This window comes from Ramlibacter pinisoli, from assembly GCF_009758015.1.
GTDB lineage: Bacteria > Pseudomonadota > Gammaproteobacteria > Burkholderiales > Burkholderiaceae_C > Ramlibacter > Ramlibacter pinisoli.
This window is the reverse complement of record NZ_WSEL01000003.1, coordinates 1,153,087-1,170,839: the sequence shown is the minus strand read 5'-3', so window position 1 is coordinate 1,170,839 and position 17,753 is coordinate 1,153,087. Positions and strand designations below refer to the sequence as shown.

The 17,753-nt window shown below is 69.2% G+C and carries 20 protein-coding genes; 18 read left to right on the top strand and 2 right to left on the bottom strand.

Translation table 11 applies throughout. The annotated features are described in order from the left end of the window. Positions 1-306: 306 nt before the first annotated feature. The 4 genes from GON04_RS06835 to GON04_RS06820 are packed head-to-tail and all read left to right on the top strand — an operon-like array spanning position 307 to position 3,351. The gene (locus GON04_RS06835) at positions 307-1,314 is read left to right on the top strand and encodes an RluA family pseudouridine synthase (RefSeq protein ID WP_370530038.1); all 1,008 of its coding nucleotides are present in this window, start codon (positions 307-309) and stop codon (positions 1,312-1,314) included. Continuing rightward, positions 1,286-1,954: an HAD family hydrolase gene (locus GON04_RS06830; protein ID WP_157397184.1), complete on the top strand. Its 669-nt coding sequence runs from the start codon at positions 1,286-1,288 to the stop codon at positions 1,952-1,954. Before GON04_RS06835 ends, GON04_RS06830 begins: the two co-directional genes overlap by 29 nt. Before the next feature lie 5 nt (positions 1,955-1,959). Next, entirely contained in the window at positions 1,960-2,322 is a 363-nt protein-coding gene (locus tag GON04_RS06825; RefSeq protein ID WP_157397183.1) for a Rieske (2Fe-2S) protein, read from the top strand. A gap of 12 nt (positions 2,323-2,334) precedes the next feature. Then, on the top strand, positions 2,335-3,351 hold the full coding sequence (locus GON04_RS06820; protein WP_157397182.1) for a S49 family peptidase: 1,017 nt from the start codon (positions 2,335-2,337) through the stop codon (positions 3,349-3,351). On the opposite strand, the gene GON04_RS06815 is transcribed toward GON04_RS06820, so the two are convergent. Further along, the gene (locus GON04_RS06815; protein WP_157397181.1) at positions 3,348-4,109 is read right to left on the bottom strand and encodes an SAM-dependent methyltransferase; all 762 of its coding nucleotides are present in this window, start codon (positions 4,107-4,109) and stop codon (positions 3,348-3,350) included. The two genes, GON04_RS06820 and GON04_RS06815, sit on opposite strands and share 4 nt — an antisense overlap. Then, positions 4,109-4,708: a Maf family protein gene (locus GON04_RS06810; protein ID WP_157397180.1), complete on the bottom strand. Its 600-nt coding sequence runs from the start codon at positions 4,706-4,708 to the stop codon at positions 4,109-4,111. The genes GON04_RS06815 and GON04_RS06810 overlap by 1 nt, the downstream gene beginning before the upstream one ends. 26 nt (positions 4,709-4,734) lie before the next feature. On the opposite strand from GON04_RS06810, the gene GON04_RS06805 reads away from it, so the two are divergent. The 14 genes from GON04_RS06805 to lepA all read left to right on the top strand — a co-directional run bounded on the left by GON04_RS06805 (position 4,735) and on the right by lepA (position 17,753). After that, positions 4,735-5,271 (top strand): YceD family protein, encoded by a 537-nt coding sequence (locus GON04_RS06805; RefSeq protein ID WP_157397179.1) that lies wholly within the window; start codon positions 4,735-4,737, stop codon positions 5,269-5,271. 148 nt (positions 5,272-5,419) lie between these two features. Further along, on the top strand, positions 5,420-5,602 hold the full coding sequence (gene rpmF, locus GON04_RS06800; RefSeq protein ID WP_027101192.1) for a 50S ribosomal protein L32: 183 nt from the start codon (positions 5,420-5,422) through the stop codon (positions 5,600-5,602). A gap of 118 nt (positions 5,603-5,720) precedes the next feature. Then, on the top strand, positions 5,721-6,773 hold the full coding sequence (gene plsX / locus GON04_RS06795; RefSeq protein ID WP_157397178.1) for a phosphate acyltransferase PlsX: 1,053 nt from the start codon (positions 5,721-5,723) through the stop codon (positions 6,771-6,773). After that, positions 6,770-7,747, top strand: a complete 978-nt coding sequence (locus tag GON04_RS06790; protein WP_157397177.1) for a beta-ketoacyl-ACP synthase III — start codon at positions 6,770-6,772, stop codon at positions 7,745-7,747. The genes plsX and GON04_RS06790 overlap by 4 nt, the downstream gene beginning before the upstream one ends. Before the next feature lie 46 nt (positions 7,748-7,793). Continuing rightward, the gene (gene fabD / locus GON04_RS06785; protein WP_157397176.1) at positions 7,794-8,744 is read left to right on the top strand and encodes an ACP S-malonyltransferase; all 951 of its coding nucleotides are present in this window, start codon (positions 7,794-7,796) and stop codon (positions 8,742-8,744) included. Continuing rightward, positions 8,741-9,487, top strand: a complete 747-nt coding sequence (gene fabG / locus GON04_RS06780; protein WP_157397175.1) for a 3-oxoacyl-ACP reductase FabG — start codon at positions 8,741-8,743, stop codon at positions 9,485-9,487. Before fabD ends, fabG begins: the two co-directional genes overlap by 4 nt. 95 nt (positions 9,488-9,582) lie before the next feature. Further along, positions 9,583-9,822, top strand: coding sequence for an acyl carrier protein (gene acpP, locus GON04_RS06775; protein ID WP_013902185.1), 240 nt, complete (start codon positions 9,583-9,585; stop codon positions 9,820-9,822). A 4-nt stretch (positions 9,823-9,826) separates the two neighbouring features. After that, positions 9,827-11,071: a beta-ketoacyl-ACP synthase II gene (fabF, locus tag GON04_RS06770; RefSeq protein WP_157397174.1), complete on the top strand. Its 1,245-nt coding sequence runs from the start codon at positions 9,827-9,829 to the stop codon at positions 11,069-11,071. Positions 11,072-11,100: 29 nt separating this feature from the next. Further along, positions 11,101-11,556: a hypothetical protein gene (locus tag GON04_RS06765; RefSeq protein ID WP_157397173.1), complete on the top strand. Its 456-nt coding sequence runs from the start codon at positions 11,101-11,103 to the stop codon at positions 11,554-11,556. 2 nt (positions 11,557-11,558) lie between these two features. Beyond that, complete coding sequence (rpoE, locus tag GON04_RS06760; RefSeq protein WP_157397172.1) at positions 11,559-12,191, top strand: RNA polymerase sigma factor RpoE; 633 nt, start codon at positions 11,559-11,561, stop codon at positions 12,189-12,191. 19 nt (positions 12,192-12,210) lie between these two features. Continuing rightward, the gene (locus GON04_RS06755) at positions 12,211-12,822 is read left to right on the top strand and encodes a sigma-E factor negative regulatory protein (RefSeq protein ID WP_157397171.1); all 612 of its coding nucleotides are present in this window, start codon (positions 12,211-12,213) and stop codon (positions 12,820-12,822) included. 9 nt (positions 12,823-12,831) lie between these two features. Continuing rightward, positions 12,832-13,860, top strand: a complete 1,029-nt coding sequence (locus GON04_RS06750; RefSeq protein WP_157397170.1) for a MucB/RseB C-terminal domain-containing protein — start codon at positions 12,832-12,834, stop codon at positions 13,858-13,860. Between the two features lie 96 nt (positions 13,861-13,956). Beyond that, on the top strand, positions 13,957-15,432 hold the full coding sequence (locus GON04_RS06745; RefSeq protein WP_157397169.1) for a DegQ family serine endoprotease: 1,476 nt from the start codon (positions 13,957-13,959) through the stop codon (positions 15,430-15,432). A gap of 512 nt (positions 15,433-15,944) precedes the next feature. Next, the gene (lepA, locus tag GON04_RS06740; protein WP_157397168.1) at positions 15,945-17,753 is read left to right on the top strand and encodes a translation elongation factor 4; all 1,809 of its coding nucleotides are present in this window, start codon (positions 15,945-15,947) and stop codon (positions 17,751-17,753) included.

The window sequence follows — 17,753 nt, the reverse complement described above, 5'->3', positions numbered from 1 at the left end:
CCGTGGCGCGCGGGCGGTGCGACGGGGCGGCCCCATGCCGACGGCGACAGGCATGAGCCATCGCCAGCAAGCCAGGAGGAGCGCCATCAGCACGGTTGTCTCGCTTGATCCGCTGCCAGCATTGCTCTGGCAGCTTGTATTCCGTTTGGGTTTCGACACGTGTCGGCGGCTTCGCCCGGGTGGCTGCTGCGGCATCTGGGGCTCGCAACCTGCCTGAGGCGTCGTCGGCATCGACCTGCCAGCGTTACCTGGTTTGGGGGCGTGGACTAAACTCCAGCCAAATCAAACACTTACAGCGTCACGCTAGTGAAACGCATTATAGGGGCCGCAGCGGCCGGCACCCAGCCCGCCGTCAAGACCGTCGCGGTGGGTGAGGAATCGGCCGGCCAGCGCCTCGACAACTTCCTGCTGCGCGAGCTCAAGGGGGTTCCCAAGACCCACGTCTACCGGATCATCCGCAGCGGTGAGGTCCGGGTGAACAAGGGGCGGGCGGCCGCCGACACCCGGGTGGAAGCCGGCGACGTGGTGCGGGTGCCGCCGGTGCGGCTGCCCGAGCGCGTCACCGACGCCGCCGCCCGGCCGGCTCCGGCCCGCGAGTTTCCCATCCTGCTCGAGGACGACCACCTGCTGGCCCTGGACAAGCCGGCCGGCGTGGCGGTGCACGGCGGCAGCGGCGTGAGCTTCGGCGTGATCGAGCAGTTGCGCCAGGCGCGGCCGCAGGCCCGGTTCCTGGAACTGGTGCACCGGCTGGACCGCGAGACCTCGGGCGTGCTGCTGGTCGCCAAGCGCCGCTCGGCCCTGACCCGGCTGCAGGACCAGTTCCGCGGCCGCGAGACCGGCAAGACCTACCTGGCGCTGGTCGTGGGGGCCTGGCCGGCCAACAAGAAGGTGATCGACGCCCCCCTGCACAAGTACCTGCTGGCCGGCGACGATGCCGCGGCGGGCGAGCGGCGGGTGAAGGTGGTGGCCAAGGACGACCCGGACGGCATGCGGTCGATCACGCTGGTGAAGGTGTCGCGGCGGCTGGGGGCCTACACGCTGCTGGAAGTCACCATCAAGACCGGGCGCACCCACCAGATCCGCGTGCACCTGGCGTCGCAGGGACATCCCATCGCCGGCGACGACAAGTACGGCGACTTCGACCTGAACAAGGCCCTGCAGCGGCAGGGCCTCAAGCGCATGTTCCTGCATGCGTGGCGATTACAGTTCCAGCATCCGGCCACGGCCGAACCCGTCGCGCTCGAAGCGCCGCTTCCCCCTGACCTCCAGTCGTTCGCCGAACGTCATGCACAGCCCACGGCCGCGCCACTTTGACCTGATTGCCTTCGATTGGGACGGCACCCTGTACGACTCCACGCGCGTCATCGTGCGCTGCATCCAGCAGGCCGTCGTCGAAGTCGGGGGCACCAGGCCCAGCGACAACGCCGCCGCCTACGTCATCGGCATGAGCCTGGCGCAGGCGCTCGCCCGCGCCGCGCCCGACGTGCCGCCCGAGAAGTACCAGGAGCTGGGCGCGCGCTACCGCTTCCACTACCACCAGCACCAGGACGACCTTAGCCTGTTCGACGGCGTGCTGCCGCTGTTGCGGGAGCTGAAGGAGCGGCGCCACCGGCTGGCGGTGGCCACGGGCAAGTCGCGCCGCGGGCTCGACGACGTGCTGGCTTCGGAGGAACTGCACGGCGTGTTCGACGGCTCGCGCACGGCCGACGAGACCGCCGGCAAGCCGCATCCCCTCATGCTGCAGGAGCTGATGCAGGAGTTCGGCACCGAGCCGTCGCGCACGCTCATGATCGGCGACACCACCCACGACCTGGAGATGGCGCGCACCGCCGGCTGCCCGAGCGTGGGCGTGAGCTACGGGGCGCACGAGCCGCAGACCTTCCAGGTCCACGAGCCGTTGCACGTGGCCCATTCGGTGGCCGACCTGCGGGACTGGCTGCTCGCCCACGCGTGACTGCGATGGACGGCATTCCCCTTTGCAACAGCAAGGACCTGGTCGACGGCAGCGTTGCCGTCCCGTTCGACGTGGTCTACGCCGGCCAGACCTGCCGCGCCTTCGCGGTGCGCTGGCAGGGGCAGGTGCACGCCTACCTGAACCGCTGCGCCCACGTGGCGATGGAACTGGACTGGCAGCCCGACCGTTTCTTCGACGACAGCGGGCAATGGTTGCTGTGCTCCACCCATGGCGCCGTGTACCGTCCCGACACCGGTGCCTGTGCCGGCGGGCCGTGCCGGGGCGGGCTGGTGAAGATCGCCCTGACCGAGCTCGACGGTGTGGTCCGCTGGCATACTGCCTTTAACTTGCAACCTGTTGCCTTCTGATTCCCTTCTCCCATGAGCGACCCGCTGACACCCGGTGAACCGCCGGTGCAAGACCCGCTGCCGCCTCCGGCCGCGCCCGCGGCCACGAGCCCCTCCGGCCTGAGGGCGGGCTGGGAACGCGAGACGATGGAGCGCCTGCTGTTCGCCACGCTGGCCGAGCAGCGGCGGGCACGACGCTGGCGCACGTTCACGCGCCTGGCCTGGCTGCTGTTCTTCGCGGCGCTGTTCTGGAACTTCTTCTACCGGGGCGCGCCGAAGGCCGACAAGTCGCTGCCGCACACGGCGGTGGTGGAGATCAAGGGCGAGATCGCCAACGGCGCCGACGCCAGCGCGGAGTTCGTGGTCGCGGCCCTGCGCGCCGCCTTCGAGGACGAGGGCGCCAAGGGCATCGTGCTGCTGATCAACTCGCCCGGCGGCAGCCCGGTGCAGGCCGGCATCATCAACGACGAGATCCGGCGCCTGCGCGCCAAGTACAACAAGCCGGTCTATACGGTGGTCGAGGAGTCGTGCGCCTCGGCGGCGTACTACATCGCCGCCGCCAGCGATCGCATCTACGTGGACAAGGCCAGCATCGTCGGCAGCATCGGCGTGCTGATGGACGGCTTCGGCTTCACCAGCCTGATGGACAAGCTCGGTGTCGAGCGGCGCCTCCTGACCGCGGGCGAGAACAAGGGCTTCCTCGACCCGTTCAGCCCCCAGACCGACAAGCAGCGCGACTACGCGCAGGCCATGCTCGACCAGATCCACAAGCAGTTCATCGACGCCGTCAAGGCCGGCCGCGGCAAGCGTCTGAAGGAGTCGCCGGAGCTGTTCACCGGCCTCTTCTGGACCGGCCAGCAGGCCGTCGAGATGGGCCTGGCCGACCAGATGGCCAACCTCGACTTCGTCGCCCGCGAGGTGATCAAGGCCGAGGAACTGGTCGACTACACGCGCCGCGACAACGTGGCCGAGCGGCTGGCCAAGAAGTTCGGCGCCGCCATCGGCGAGGGCGCGGTGCGCGCCGTGCACGCCGTGCCGGCGATCCGCTAAGCGTCGGCTCCCAGCAGGAACACCGCCGGCCGGTCGGCCGTCACGGGGCAGGGCGCTCGCCTCCACTGGGCCACGGCGTCGGCCCGCACCATGGCATCGGGCAAGGTCAGGCCGCTGGCCACGGCCAGCCGGGTCTGCGGACGCAGGCCATCCAGCAGCGCCTGCCACAGGGCCGGATTGCGGTATGGCGTCTCGATGAACAGCTGGGTCTGGCCGGTGCGCTGGGCCAGCGCCTCCAGCTCGTGCAGGCGCTGCAGCCTCGGCCCGGGTTGCTGCGGCAGGTAGCCGACGAAGGCGAACGACTGCCCGTTCAGGCCGCTGGCCGCCAGTGCCAGCAGCAGCGACACCGGCCCGACCAGGGGGACCACGGTGATGCCGCTCGCATGGGCGGCGCGCACGACCGACGAGCCCGGGTCGGCCACCGCCGGCATGCCAGCCTCGCTCACCAGCCCGACGTCGTGGCCCTCGAGCGCGGGAGCCAGCAGCGGCCGGGCGTCGAAGCCGCCGGCATGGTCGCCCTTCTTGTGCACCTCGCGCGGCAGTTCCACGATCGAGAGCGACTGCAGCGGCTGGGCCAGGGGGTGCACGGCTCCCACCCGCTTGAGGTAGGCGCGGGTGGTCTTGGCGTTCTCGGCGATCCAGTGGCCCAGCCGTGCAGCGACCAGCAGCGTGGCCGTGGGCAGGCTGTCGGCCAGCGGCGCCTGCTCGGCACAGCCGAAGTCGAGCGGCGCCGGCACCAGGTAGAGCTTGCCAGGCATCAGGGCACCTGCAGGCCGGCCGCGCGCAGCATGCGGCAGGTGCGGATCAGCGGCAGGCCGACCAGTGCCGTCGGGTCATCGCTGTCGATCGCGTCCAGCAGGGCGATGCCCAGGGCTTCGCTCCTGGCGCTGCCGGCACAGTCGTACGGTTGTTCCCGCTGCAGGTAACGCTCGATCTCGGCGTCGGTGAGCGGCCGGAAGAGCACCCGCACCGGCGCGATGTCTTCCTGCTGGAAGCTCGTCGCCTGGCAGACCACGGCCAATGCGGTGTGGAAGACCACGGCCCGGCCGCGCATGAGCCGCAGCTGGTCGGTTGCCCGCGCATGGTCGCCTGGCTTGCCCAGCGCCTGGCCGTCGAGGTCGGCGACCTGGTCGGACCCGATGACGATGGCCTGCGGGAAGCGCTGGGCCACGGCCATGGCCTTGGCCAGCGCGAGCCGTCGTGCCAGGGCCTGCGGTGTCTCGCCGGGCCGTGGCGTTTCGTCGACGTCGGGCGCCGCCACCTCGAACGGCAGGCCCAGCCGCTCCAGCAGTTCGCGGCGGTAGCGGGAAGTCGAGCCGAGGACGAGTGCGCGGGGCGTGGCGAGGGCTTCGGGCATGGATCGATTCTCTTACACTGCCTCCGATGAAACGGCAGTTCACTCCCGCGCGGCTGGACGTGCGGGCGTTCGCGGAGGACGGCGCAGCGCTGTCCGGTCACGGGCGCGTCGGCGACTTCACGCGCCTGGCCGGCGAGGCCGCCGGTCGCGGCAACGAACGGCCACTGGCCTGGTCCGCCGAAGGCGAGCTGCGCAATCCGCACCACGTGCATCCGGAGGTCTGGCTGCACCTGAAGGCCGATACGGTCCTGCCCATGACCTGCCAGCGCTGTTTGGAGCCGGTCGACGTGCCGCTCGCTGTCGACCGTTCGTTCCGCTTCGTCGCCGACGAGGAGACCGCCGCCGCCGAGGACGACGAGGCCGAGGAGGACCTGCTCGCGATCAGCCGCACCTTCGACCTGCCGGGGCTGGTCGAGGACGAACTGCTGATGGAGGTGCCGGTCGTGCCGCGCCACGACGTCTGCCCGACGTCCGTGCGGCTGTCGGCCGAGGATCCGGATTTCGAGGCGGCCCGGCCGGAGAATCCGTTCGCCCGCCTGAAGGTCCTGAAGGACGGCGGTTAGCCCCCGCTTGGGCACCGCCGCCGGGTTGTCCTATAATGGAGGGCTTCGCGCTTGCAGGGGTTTCCTCGCGGGCGCGGTTTCACACCCACCCTTCAACCGCCCTGCGCACCAGTTTGCGCGCAGCGCAAGACCCGTCCAGGAGCCCGACATGGCCGTCCAGCAAAACAAGAAGTCCCCCTCCAAGCGGGGCATGCACCGTTCGCACAATGCCCTGACGGTGCCGGGCATCGCCGTGGAGCCCACCACCGGCGAAACCCACCTGCGCCACCACATCAGCCCGACCGGCTTCTACCGCGGCCGCAAGGTGCTCAAGACCAAGAACGACGCCTGATCGCACTCGGCGGTCGTCCGAAGGCCCGGCGCTGCCGTCTGCAGCTCGGGCTTTTTTTCTGCCCGCGCTCCAGGCGACCGGGCGAGCGACCGCACCGGAAGGCTCTACAGTTCTCGCCATGACGACACTCGCCATCGACTGCATGGGAGGCGACCATGGCCTGCGTGTCACGCTGCCCGCGTGCCGCCGCTTCCTGGACGCCCACCCCGACGCCAGCCTGCTGCTCGTGGGGGCCGGCGAGGCCCTGAGCGGCTTCCAGCACCCCCGCGCCACCGTGGTCCACGCGGCCGAGGTGGTGGCGATGGACGACGCGGTCGAGGTCGCGCTGCGCAAGAAGAAGAATTCGTCGATGCGGGTGGCGATCCAGCAGGTCAAGGAAGGCAAGGCGCAGGCCGCCGTGTCGGCCGGCAACACCGGTGCGCTGATGGCGCTGGCGCGCTACCTCCTCAAGACGGTGGACGGCATCGACCGGCCGGCCATCGCCTATCCCCTGCCCAATGCCAAGGGCGGCGCCACCACGGTGCTCGATTTGGGGGCCAACGTCGATTGCAACGAGCAGCACCTGCTGCAGTTCGCGGTGATGGGGTCGGCGCTGGTGTCGGCGCTGAACGGCAAGGAGCAGCCCACGGTGGGCCTGCTGAACATCGGCGAGGAAATCATCAAGGGCAACGAGGTGATCAAGCGGGCCGGCGAACTGCTGCGCTCCGCCGCCGCCGCCGGCGACCTCAATTTCCACGGCAACGTGGAGGGCAACGACATCTTCAAGGGCACCACCGACATCGTGGTGTGCGACGGCTTCGTGGGCAACGTGGCCCTGAAGACCAGCGAGGGCCTGGCCAGCATGATCGGCGGCTTCCTGCGCGAGGAGTTCTCGCGCAACATCTTCACCAAGGTGGCCGCGCTGGCCGTCTATCCGGTGCTGGCGGCCTTCAAGAACCGGGTCGACTACCGCCGCTACAACGGCGCCGCACTGCTGGGCCTGCGAGGCCTGGTCTTCAAGAGCCATGGCTCGGCCGATGACTTTGCGTTCGGCCAGGCCCTGGTGCGGGCGTATGATGCGGCCCGCAACAACTTGCTCGATCGCGTCCAGGCGCGCATCGCCCACGCGAAGCCCCTTCTGGTGGGCCCGTCGCCCGATGCCCAGCCGCTGGAGGCGATCGCTTCCGAATGAGCCGCTATTCGCGAATCACCGGCACCGGCAGCCACTTGCCGCCCCGCCGCGTGACCAACGCCGACCTTGCCACCGAACTGGCAGCCCGTGGTGTCGAGACCTCCGACGACTGGATCGTCGAACGCACCGGCATCCGGGCCCGCCATTTCGCCGCGCCCGACGTCACGTCGAGCGACCTGGGCGCGCACGCCGCCCGCCAGGCCCTCGAGGCCGCGGGGCGCCAGCCGTCCGACATCGACCTGATCATCGTCGCCACCTCGACGCCGGACATGGTGTTCCCGTCGGCGGCGTGCATCCTGCAGAACAAGCTGGGCATGGCCGGCTGCCCGGCGTTCGACGTCCAGGCCGTCTGTAGCGGGTTCGTGTACGCGCTCACGGTCGCCGACGCGATGATCCGCACCGGCTCCGCCACCCGCGCGCTGGTGATCGGTGCCGAGGTGTTCTCGCGCATCCTCGACTTCGAGGACCGCACCACCTGCGTGCTGTTCGGCGACGGCGCCGGCGCCGTGGTCCTGGAGGCGTCGGACACCCCGGGCATCCTGGCCAGCGACCTGCACGCGGACGGCAAGCATGTCGGCATCCTGTGCGTCCCGGGCACCGTCGCCGGCGGCCAGGTGCTCGGCACGCCGTTCCTCAAGATGGATGGCCAGGCGGTGTTCAAGCTGGCCGTGGGGGTGCTGGAAAGCGCTGCCCGCGCGACCCTGGCGAAGGCCGGGCGGACGGAGGCCGACATCGATTGGCTGATCCCGCACCAAGCCAACATCCGCATCATGCAGGGCACGGCCAAGAAGCTGAAGCTGCCGATGGACAAGCTCGTGGTCACGGTCGACCAGCACGGCAACACCTCGGCCGCTTCCATTCCGCTGGCACTCGACGCCGCGGTGCGCGGCGGCAAGATCAAGAAGGGTGACACGCTGATGCTCGAGGGCGTCGGCGGCGGCTTCACCTGGGGCGCGGTGCTGCTGGACTTCTGACCCGGCCGCGCCGCGGGGCGCATCGTCTCCTGCACAACGACAACACATGACACCGTTCGCATTCGTCTTTCCAGGCCAGGGTTCGCAGGCCGTCGGCATGCTCGACGGCTGGGGCGACCACCCGGCCGTGGCCCAGGTCGTGGCGGAAGCCTCCGATGCGCTGGGCGAGGACCTCGGCCGCCTGGTCAAGGAAGGCCCGAAGGAGGCGCTGGCGCTCACCACCAACACCCAGCCGGTGATGCTGGTCGCGGGCATTGCCGCCTATCGCGCGTGGCTGGCCGAAGGCGGACCCGAGCCGGCCGTCGTCGCCGGCCACTCGCTGGGCGAGTACACGGCGCTGGTGGCGGCGGGCGCGCTGCAGCTGAAGGATGCCGCGCCGCTGGTGCGGTTCCGCGCGCAGGCCATGCAGGACGCCGTCCCGGTGGGCACCGGCGCCATGGCGGCGGTGCTCGGGATGGACGCGCAGAAGGTCGTGGAAGGTTGCGCCGAGGCGCAGCGTTCGTTCGGCACCAACAGCCTCGAGGTGGTCGAGGCCGTCAACTTCAACGACCCGGCCCAGACCGTCATCGCGGGCAGCAAGGCCGCGGTGGACAAGGCCTGCGAGGTGCTCAAGGCCCACGGCGCCAAGCGGGCGCTGCCGCTGCCCGTGTCGGCGCCGTTCCACTCCAGCCTGATGAAGCCCGCGGCCGACCGGCTGCGCGAGCGGCTGGCGCAGGTGGCGTTCTCGACCCCTCGCATTCCGGTCGTCAACAACATCGGGGCCAGGGTCGAGACCGACGTCGACCGCATCCGGTCGGCACTGTTCGAGCAGGCGTTCGGGCCGGTGCGCTGGGTCGACTGCGTGCGTGCCATCCAGGCGCGTGGCGTCGGCCTGGTCCTCGAGAGCGGTCCGGGCAAGGTGCTGCAGGGACTGTGCAAGCGCATCGATCCCCAGCTCGCTTCGGGCGCCGTGTACGACCCGGCCTCCCTGGCCGAGGCGAAGGGGATGCTGGCATGAGCGCCGACCAGTTGAAGGGCCAGGTCGCCCTCGTGACGGGCGCCTCGCGCGGCATCGGCGCGGCCATCGCGCGGGAACTGGCCGGGCGCGGCGCGATCGTCGTGGGCACTGCGACGACGGACGACGGTGCCGCGAAGGTCGCGGCGGTCCTGGAGCCCCTGGGCGGCCGCGGCATCCGGCTCGACGTGAATGACGCGGCCGGCGTGGACGCCGCCGTCGATGACATCGTCAAGCAGCACGGCGGCCTGCAGGTGCTGGTGAACAACGCCGGCATCACGCGCGACATGCTCGCCATGCGCCTGAAGGACGACGACTGGGACGCGGTGCTCGACACCAACCTGAAGGCGGTGTTCCGTCTGAGCCGGGCGGTGATGCGCACGATGATGAAGCAGCGCTATGGCCGCATCGTCAGCATCACCTCCGTGGTGGGCGCCGCCGGCAATCCCGGCCAGGCGAACTACGCGGCGGCCAAGGCCGGCGTGGCCGGCATGACCCGGGCCCTGGCGCGCGAACTCGGCAGCCGCGGCATCACCGTCAATTGCGTGGCGCCCGGTTTCATCGAGACCGACATGACCGGCAAGCTGCCGGCGGAGCAGCAGCAGGCATTGCTGGGTCAGATCCCGCTGGGCAAGCTCGGCCGGCCCGACGACATCGCGCACGCGGTCGCCTTCCTGGTGTCCCCGCAGGCGGGCTACGTCACGGGCCAGGAATTGCACGTCAACGGCGGCATGTACATGGCCTGAGCCCGGCGACGGGCCCGCGCGTCGGCGCGCGGCAGCCTGCACAGGAGCGGGCGGCTAAAATCGACGATTCATCCACAAACCCCTTGAGGGAACCCATGAGCGATATCGAAGCACGTGTCAAGAAGATCATCGCCGAGCAACTCGGCGTGGAGGAGTCCCAGGTGACGAACGAAAAGGCGTTCGTGGCGGACCTGGGCGCTGACTCCCTCGACACGGTGGAGCTGGTGATGGCTCTGGAAGACGAATTCGGCATCGAGATCCCCGACGAGGACGCGGAGAAGATCACCACGGTGCAGAACGCGATCGATTACGCCAACGCGCATCAGAAGGCCTGACGGGATGCTGCGCCGCCGAGTCGTCGTCACCGGATTGGGATGCGTGAGCCCGGTCGGCAACACGGTCGCCGAATCCTGGGACAACCTGCTGGCCGGCAAGCCCGGCATCGACTTCATCACGCAGTTCGACCCCGCCAACCTGGCCTGCAGGTTCGCCGGCGAGGTCAAGGGCTTCAACATCGGCGACTACATCCCCGAGAAGGAAGCCCGGCACATGGACCGGTTCATCCATCTCGGGCTGGCTGCGGCATCGCAGGCCATCGCCGACAGCGGGCTCCCCACCGGGCAAGCGCTGGCCGATGAGCTGGCCACGCGCGTGGGCGTGAACATCGGCTCCGGCATCGGCGGGCTGCCGATGATCGAGGAGACGCATTCGGAGCTGGTCAACCGCGGTCCGCGGCGTGTCTCTCCCTTCTTCGTGCCGGCGTCGATCATCAACATGATCTCCGGACACGTCTCGATCAAGTACGGCTTCAAGGGTCCGAACATCGCGGTGGTCACCGCGTGCACCACCGGCCTGCATGCCATCGGCCTGTCGGCCCGCCTCATCGAGGCCGGGGATGCCGACGTCATGGTCGCGGGCGGCGCCGAGTCGTGCGTGTCGCCCCTGGGCGTGGGCGGCTTCGCGGCCGCGCGTGCGCTGTCCACCCGCAACGACGATCCCAAGACCGCCTCGCGGCCCTGGGACAAGGACCGCGACGGCTTCGTGCTGGGCGAGGGCGGCGGCGTGCTGGTGCTCGAGGAATACGAGCACGCCAAGGCACGAGGCGCGAAGATCTACGCCGAACTGGCCGGCTTCGGCATGAGCGGCGATGCCTTCCACATGACGGCACCCGACATCGACGGGCCGCGCCGGGCCATGGTGGGGGCGCTGCGCAATGCCGGCATCAACGCCGACCAGGTGCAGTACCTCAACGCGCACGGCACCTCGACCCCGCTGGGTGACCTCAACGAGACCAACGCCGTCAAGGCGGCGCTGGGCGACCACGCGCGCAAGATCGTGGTCAATTCCACCAAGTCCATGACCGGCCACCTGCTGGGCGGCGCCGGCGGCATCGAGTCGGTGTTCACCGTGCTGACCCTGTACCACCAGAAGAGCCCGCCCACCATCAACATCTTCAACCAGGATCCCGAGTGCGACCTGGACTACTGCGCCAACACGGCGCGGGACCTGAAGATCGACGTGGCGCTGAAGAACAACTTCGGCTTTGGCGGCACCAACGGCACCCTGGTGTTCAAGCGGGCCTGACCCGCGGCGCTCCCCTCACAACGCTTCGCATGCACCACGCCCCATCGGTGAGCTACCCGGTGGGGCGTTCTGCATGGGCGGGCGCCATCCTGGCAGCGACCTGGCTGGCCGGGGCGCTGGCCTGTGCCGCCTGGCTGGCCACCGGCGCTCCCGCCTGGGCACCCCTGGCCGTTGCTGCCGTGCTGCTCGGCACGGCGTCGGTCGCCGCCCGGTCGTGGTGGCAGCAGCCTGCGGGGCTGCTGGCCTGGGACGGTGCGCGCTGGACGCTCGCATCGGGCGCCTCGCCCGCGGTCGATGCGGGCCGGCTGGACGTGGCGCTCGACCTCCAGGGCCTGCTGCTCGTGCGCTGGGCAGCGACGGACCGTGCCCGCTGGTTGTGGCTCGAAAAGGGGCGCCTTCCCACCCGCTGGGACGCCCTGCGGCGTGCGGTATATTCGCCCGCCGAGCCGGACCCCGCGTCCGCGGCGGAGCCCCCTTCCGCCTGACCATGACCAAGACCCCCGCGCCCGCGCCGTCCCCGCAGGACACCGACCAGATGCTGGTGGCCCGCACCGTCGCCGGCGACCAGCGGGCGTACGAGCTGCTGGTCATCAAGTACCAGCGCCGCATCGAGCGCCTGATCGGACGCATGGTGCGCGATGTCGACCTGGTGGAGGACATCGCCCAGGAGACCTTCATCCGGGCCTACCGGGCATTGGCCCAGTTCCGCGGCGAAGCCCAGTTCTACACCTGGCTGTACCGCATTGCCGTCAACACTGCCAAGAAGGCCCTGGTCGACCTCAAGCGCGACCCCCTGGTGTCCGAAAGTGCCCTGCGCGGCGGCGGCGAGGACGATGAAACTTCCCCGGTGGAGAACGAACTAACCAGCGCCGAAACCCCGGAAACGGTGCTGGCGGCCAAGGAGATCGCGGGCGCGGTCAACTCGGCCATGGAAGCCCTCCCGGAGGAATTGCGGCAGGCGGTCACCCTGCGCGAGATCGAAGGGCTGAGCTACGAAGAGATCGCGGAAGCCATGGATTGTCCGATCGGCACGGTGCGTTCGCGGATCTTCCGCGCCCGCGAGGCGATTTCGGCCAAGGTCAAGCCGCTGCTGGAAAACCAGTCGGGCAAGCGCTGGTAAGGCATGTCGAGGTGATGTGATGGACGACAAGATGAACGGCAACGAACGGATTTCCGCCCTCGCCGACGGGCAACTCCAGGGTGAGGCGTTCGCACTGGCAGTCGAGGCAGCCTGCGCCGATCCCGAGGCGCGGGCCACCTGGCATGCGTACCACGTGGTGGGCGACGTGCTGCGCTCGCGCGAGCTGGCGCTGGGTGCGCCGGCGCCCGATTTCGTCGCCCGCCTGTCGGCCCGCCTGGCGCAGGAGCAACCCGGCCTCGCGGCCGACCGGCCGGTCCTGGGCATCCCGATCGACCAGCCGGTGATGCCGGCGGCCGCGAACGACGGCACGTTCCGCTGGAAGCTGGTGGCGGGCGTGGCGTCGATGGCCGCGGTCGCGGCCGTGGGCTGGTCGGTGCTGGGCTCGGCCGGCCCTTCGGCCAGCCAGCCGCAACTGGCGAGCGCATCGAAGCCGGCGCCGGTGGTGGCCGAAGCCACGGTGCTGGCCCGCACGCAGACCGGTGCCCTCATGATCCGCGACCCGCGCCTGGACGAGCTGCTGGCGGCGCACCGCCAGTTCGGCGGCGCATCCGCGCTGCAGATGCCCGCAGGTTTCCTGCGCAACGCCACCTTCGAAGGACCGTCCCGGTAAGCCGCCCGCATGACGCCCACGCCGTACCTGCCCCGATCCGCCGCCTGGCGCCGCTGGCTCGCCCTGCTGGCGCTCGGCACCGCCGGGCTGGCGGCGGCGCAACCCGCTTCCCCTCCTGCTTCCGGGGTGCCGTCCGAGCGCGGCATCAACGAGTGGCTGCTCCGCATGCAGGACGCCTCGCGCCGCAACTACGTCGGCACGTTCGTGGTGTCCTCGGGTGCCGGCGCCATGTCCAGCGCGCGCATCTGGCATGCGGCCGATCCCTCCCAGCAGGTCGAGAGGGTCGAGGTGCTGTCAGGAGCGCCCCGTTCCACCTTCCGCCGCAACGACGAGGTCCTCACCTTTCTGCCCGAGCAGCGGGTGGTGCGCGCCGAGAGGCACGAGTCGCTCGACCTGTTCCCCAACCTGCTCAAGTCCAGCGACACCTCGATCCCCGAGTTCTACCAGGCGCGCCGGGTCGGCACCGAGCGCGTCGCCGGCTTCGATGCCGACGTGGTGCAGCTGGTGCCCAAGGACCAGCTGCGGTTCGGTTACCGGGTCTGGAGCGAGAAGCGGTCCGGCCTGGTGATCAAGCTGCAGACGCTGGATGCCGAGGGCAACGTGCTGGAGCAGGCCGCTTTCTCCGAGCTGCAGCTCGACAGCCCCTTGCGGCCCGAGAAGCTGGTCCAGATGATGAAGACGCCGGTCGGCTGGCGCTTCGAGCGCGCCGAGACGGTCAAGACCAGCCCGGCGGCAGAGGGGTGGGCGATGAAATCGCCCGTCGCCGGATTCAACCCGATGAGCTGCTACAAGCGTCCGGCTCCAGGGCCGGGGCCGGCGCAGGGCGGCATGCAGTGGATCTTCTCCGACGGCCTGGCGTCCGTGTCGCTGTTCCTCGAGCCGTACGACCGCCAGCGCCACCAGCAGGAAGGCATCCTGGCCGCCGGCGCCACGCAGACACTCACCCGTCGCCTGGACGACTGGTGGCTCACCGTGGTCGGCGAGGTGCCGCCGCCGACACTGAAGGCCTTCGCGCAGAGTCTTGAGCGGCGTCGTTGAGCCCCCATGTGCCGGCAGCCGCCGGGTGAAGTGAACCAAAGTGCCCTTGCGGGTTCTGAAGCCGAGCCCCGGCTATCGAGAAAGATGAGGTTGCCGATGATCCGAACCCGTTTCCCCCTCCTGCGCAGCGTCGCCCTGGCCGCGGCTTTCGTCGCCTCCGGCGCGGCCGTGCTGCACGCGCCGCCCGCCGCTGCCCAGTCCGCACCGCAACCACGCACGGGGCTGCCGGACTTCACCGACCTGGTCGAGCAGGTCGGGCCGGCCGTGGTGAACATCCGCACGGTCGAACGGGCTCGCGCCGGCAGCCAGCAGCAGGGGCAGGCCGACGACGAGATGCAGGAGCTCTTCCGCCGCTTCTTCGGCATGCCCATGCCCAACGTGCCGCGTTCGCCGCGCGCGCCCGGCCAGCCGGGCGAGGAACAGCCGCGCGGCGTCGGTTCCGGCTTCATCCTGTCCCAGGATGGTTTCGTCATGACCAACGCCCACGTGGTGGAAGGCGCCGACGAGGTGCTGGTCACGCTGCCGGACAAGCGCGAGTTCAAGGCCAAGATCGTCGGCGCCGACAAGCGCACCGACGTCGCGGTCGTGAAGATCGAGGGCACCGGCCTGCCGTTCGTGAAGATCGGCGACGTGAGCAAGCTCAAGGTGGGTGAATGGGTGATGGCCATCGGCTCGCCGTTCGGCCTGGAGAACACCGTGACGGCCGGCATCGTCAGCGCCAAGGCGCGCGACACCGGCGACTACCTGCCCTTCATCCAGACCGACGTCGCCATCAACCCCGGCAACTCGGGCGGCCCGCTGGTCAACCTGCGCGGCGAGGTGGTCGGCATCAACAGCCAGATCTACTCGCGCTCCGGCGGCTTCATGGGCATCTCGTTCGCGATCCCGATGGACGAGGCCGCGCGGGTGGCCGAGCAGCTGCGCACCACGGGCCGGGTCTCGCGCGGCCGCATCGGCGTGCAGATCGACCAGGTCACCAAGGATGTGGCCGAGTCCATCGGCCTGGGCAAGCCGCAGGGCGCGCTGGTGCGCAGCGTGGAATCAGGCTCGCCCGCCGACAAGGCCGGCGTCGAGGCCGGCGACATCATCACCAAGTTCAACGGCCAGGCGATCGACAAGGCCACCGACCTGCCGCGCCTGGTGGGCAACACCAAGCCGGGCACCCGCTCGACGATCACCGTGTTCCGGCGCGGCGCCATGCGCGACCTGGGCGTGCAGATTGCCGAGTTCGAGCCCGAGAAGCCGCCCGTGCGCAAGGCGCAGGCGCCGGACGACCGGCCCAAGGGCTCGCCGGCGGCCCAGTCGCTCGGTCTGGTCGTGAGCGAACTCACCGACGCCCAGAAGAAGGAGCTGAAGATCAAGGGGGGCGTGAAGGTCGATGCTGTCACCGACCTGGCCCAGCGCTCCGGCATCCGCGAGGGCGACATCATCGTGGCGATCGGCAACACGGAGGTGAACAGCGTGCGCGAGTTCGACGCCACCGTGGCGAAGGTCGACCGCAGCAAGGCCGTCCCGGTGCTCCTGCGGCGAGGCGAACTGGCGACCTACCTGCTGCTGCGGCCCGCCCGCTGACCCGGGGTCGTGGCGGAAAAGCCCCGAACCCGTAGTCGGGCTTGGGGGCTTTCCGGCCGCGAAATGGCCGATTCGCAGGCCTCCAGAAATTTTTTTCCTGACTGGATGAGCTCAACAATGGACGTTGGTGTGCACTGACTCCGAAGGAGCGCACCCCGTCCGATGGATAGAATCTCGCCCCGGATCTGCCGGTTTCATGCATATGGACCGGCCTTCAGTCCACGATGCGGGATGGCCCGGCCAAGTCTCCTGCTGATCCACAGATCGCCCACAACTTGTCCTGCAACCCCCTTTTGAAAACTGTGAACAACCTGTGGATGAATTCCATGTTGCTGGGCGGCAACGAGGCGTTCCCGGCGCCCGGTCGGCTGTACGCCCGGGGCTTTTTGCCTACAATGAAGCTCCAACTATCGCAGTTGCCATAGATTGTTGGTTCAGGGCGCGTCGCCACTCGACGCGCCCTTTTTTCTTGTGCGCTCCGAATTGAATCAATCACTTAAGTGCTCCCGTTGATGAATCACATCAGAAACTTTTCGATCATTGCCCACATCGACCACGGCAAGTCGACGCTGGCGGATCGCCTGATCCAGCGGTGTGGCGGGTTGTCCGATCGGGAGATGGAAGAGCAGGTTCTCGACTCGATGGATCTCGAGAGGGAGCGTGGGATAACCATCAAGGCGCAGACCGCCGCACTGCAGTACACGGCGCGCGATGGACAGGTCTACAACCTCAATCTGATCGACACGCCGGGACACGTCGACTTCTCGTACGAAGTGAGCCGCTCGCTGTCCGCATGCGAGGGCGCGCTGCTCGTCGTCGATGCCAGCCAGGGCGTCGAAGCCCAGACCGTCGCCAACTGCTACACGGCCCTCGACCTCGGTGTCGAGGTGGTGCCGGTGCTGAACAAGATGGACCTGCCGCAGGCGGACCCAGAGAACGCGAAGGCGGAGATCGAGGACGTGATCGGCATCGACGCCTCCGCGGCGATCCCCTGCTCGGCCAAGACCGGCATGGGCATCGACGAGATCCTGGAGGCCATCGTCGCCAAGGTGCCGGCGCCGCGCGGCGTCGCCGACGGCGCCCTGCGCGCCATGATCATCGACAGCTGGTTCGACAGCTACGTCGGCGTGGTCATGCTGGTGCGGGTGGTCGACGGCACGCTGCGCAAGGGCGAGCGGGTCAAGCTGATGGCCACCGGCGCGGTCTACGAGGCCGGCGGCCTGGGCGTCTTCACGCCGTCCAACCAGCCGCGCGAGGCGCTCAACGCCGGCGAGGTGGGCTACATCATCGCGGGCATCAAGGAACTGCAGGCCGCCAAGGTCGGCGACACGATCACCCTGGAGAAGAAGCTGCCGAACAACGCCGGCAGCGCCACCGAGGCCCTGCCGGGGTTCAAGGAGATCCAGCCGCAGGTGTTCGCGGGCCTGTACCCGACGGAGGCGAGCGAGTACGACAGCCTGCGCGACGCACTGGAGAAGCTCAAGCTGAACGACGCCTCGCTGCACTACGAGCCCGAGGTGAGCCAGGCGCTCGGCTTCGGCTTCCGCTGCGGTTTCCTGGGCCTGCTGCACATGGAGATCGTCCAGGAGCGGCTCGAGCGCGAGTTCGACCAGGACCTGATCACCACGGCACCCAGCGTGGTCTACCAGGTGGTGCAGGGCGACGGCGAGGTGATCATGGTGGAGAACCCCGCCAAGATGCCCGACCAGGGCCGCATCCAGGAGGTCCGCGAGCCCATCGTCACGGTGCACCTGTACATGCCCCAGGAGTACGTCGGCCCGGTCATGACGCTGGCCAACCAGAAGCGGGGCGTGCAGATCAACATGGCCTACCACGGGCGCCAGGTGATGCTCACGTACGAGCTGCCGCTGGGCGAGATCGTGCTGGACTTCTTCGACAAGCTGAAGTCGGTGAGCCGGGGCTACGCCTCCATGGACTACGAGTTCAAGGAGTACCGCCCGTCCGACGTGGTGAAGGTCGACATCCTGCTCAACGGCGAGAAGGTCGACGCCCTGTCCATCATCGTCCACCGCACCCAGTCGCAGTACCGGGGCCGGGCCGTGGTGGCCAAGATGCGCGAGATCATCAGCCGCCAGATGTTCGACGTGGCGATCCAGGCCGCCATCGGCGCCAACATCATCGCCCGCGAGACCATCAAGGCGCTGCGCAAGAACGTGCTGGCAAAATGCTACGGGGGCGACATCTCGCGCAAGCGCAAGCTCCTGGAAAAACAAAAAGCAGGCAAGAAACGCATGAAGCAGATCGGTTCGGTCGAAGTGCCCCAGGAGGCTTTCCTCGCCATCCTCCAGGTCGAGGAATGA

Excerpts from the sequence above, each read along its gene's own strand:
- GON04_RS06830 (WP_157397184.1), top strand. The coding sequence starts at position 1,286 with ATGCACAGCCCACGGCCGCGCCACTTTGACCTGATTGCCTTCGATTGG.
- GON04_RS06825 (WP_157397183.1), top strand. The coding sequence starts at position 1,960 with ATGGACGGCATTCCCCTTTGCAACAGCAAGGACCTGGTCGACGGCAGC.
- GON04_RS06820 (WP_157397182.1), top strand. The coding sequence starts at position 2,335 with ATGAGCGACCCGCTGACACCCGGTGAACCGCCGGTGCAAGACCCGCTG.
- GON04_RS06815 (WP_157397181.1), bottom strand. The coding sequence starts at position 4,109 with ATGCCTGGCAAGCTCTACCTGGTGCCGGCGCCGCTCGACTTCGGCTGT.
- GON04_RS06810 (WP_157397180.1), bottom strand. The coding sequence starts at position 4,708 with ATGCCCGAAGCCCTCGCCACGCCCCGCGCACTCGTCCTCGGCTCGACT.
- GON04_RS06805 (WP_157397179.1), top strand. The coding sequence starts at position 4,735 with ATGAAACGGCAGTTCACTCCCGCGCGGCTGGACGTGCGGGCGTTCGCG.
- rpmF (WP_027101192.1), top strand. The coding sequence starts at position 5,420 with ATGGCCGTCCAGCAAAACAAGAAGTCCCCCTCCAAGCGGGGCATGCAC.
- plsX (WP_157397178.1), top strand. The coding sequence starts at position 5,721 with ATGACGACACTCGCCATCGACTGCATGGGAGGCGACCATGGCCTGCGT.
- GON04_RS06790 (WP_157397177.1), top strand. The coding sequence starts at position 6,770 with ATGAGCCGCTATTCGCGAATCACCGGCACCGGCAGCCACTTGCCGCCC.
- fabD (WP_157397176.1), top strand. The coding sequence starts at position 7,794 with ATGACACCGTTCGCATTCGTCTTTCCAGGCCAGGGTTCGCAGGCCGTC.
- fabG (WP_157397175.1), top strand. The coding sequence starts at position 8,741 with ATGAGCGCCGACCAGTTGAAGGGCCAGGTCGCCCTCGTGACGGGCGCC.
- acpP (WP_013902185.1), top strand. The coding sequence starts at position 9,583 with ATGAGCGATATCGAAGCACGTGTCAAGAAGATCATCGCCGAGCAACTC.
- fabF (WP_157397174.1), top strand. The coding sequence starts at position 9,827 with ATGCTGCGCCGCCGAGTCGTCGTCACCGGATTGGGATGCGTGAGCCCG.
- GON04_RS06765 (WP_157397173.1), top strand. The coding sequence starts at position 11,101 with ATGCACCACGCCCCATCGGTGAGCTACCCGGTGGGGCGTTCTGCATGG.
- rpoE (WP_157397172.1), top strand. The coding sequence starts at position 11,559 with ATGACCAAGACCCCCGCGCCCGCGCCGTCCCCGCAGGACACCGACCAG.
- GON04_RS06755 (WP_157397171.1), top strand. The coding sequence starts at position 12,211 with ATGGACGACAAGATGAACGGCAACGAACGGATTTCCGCCCTCGCCGAC.
- GON04_RS06750 (WP_157397170.1), top strand. The coding sequence starts at position 12,832 with ATGACGCCCACGCCGTACCTGCCCCGATCCGCCGCCTGGCGCCGCTGG.
- GON04_RS06745 (WP_157397169.1), top strand. The coding sequence starts at position 13,957 with ATGATCCGAACCCGTTTCCCCCTCCTGCGCAGCGTCGCCCTGGCCGCG.
- lepA (WP_157397168.1), top strand. The coding sequence starts at position 15,945 with ATGAATCACATCAGAAACTTTTCGATCATTGCCCACATCGACCACGGC.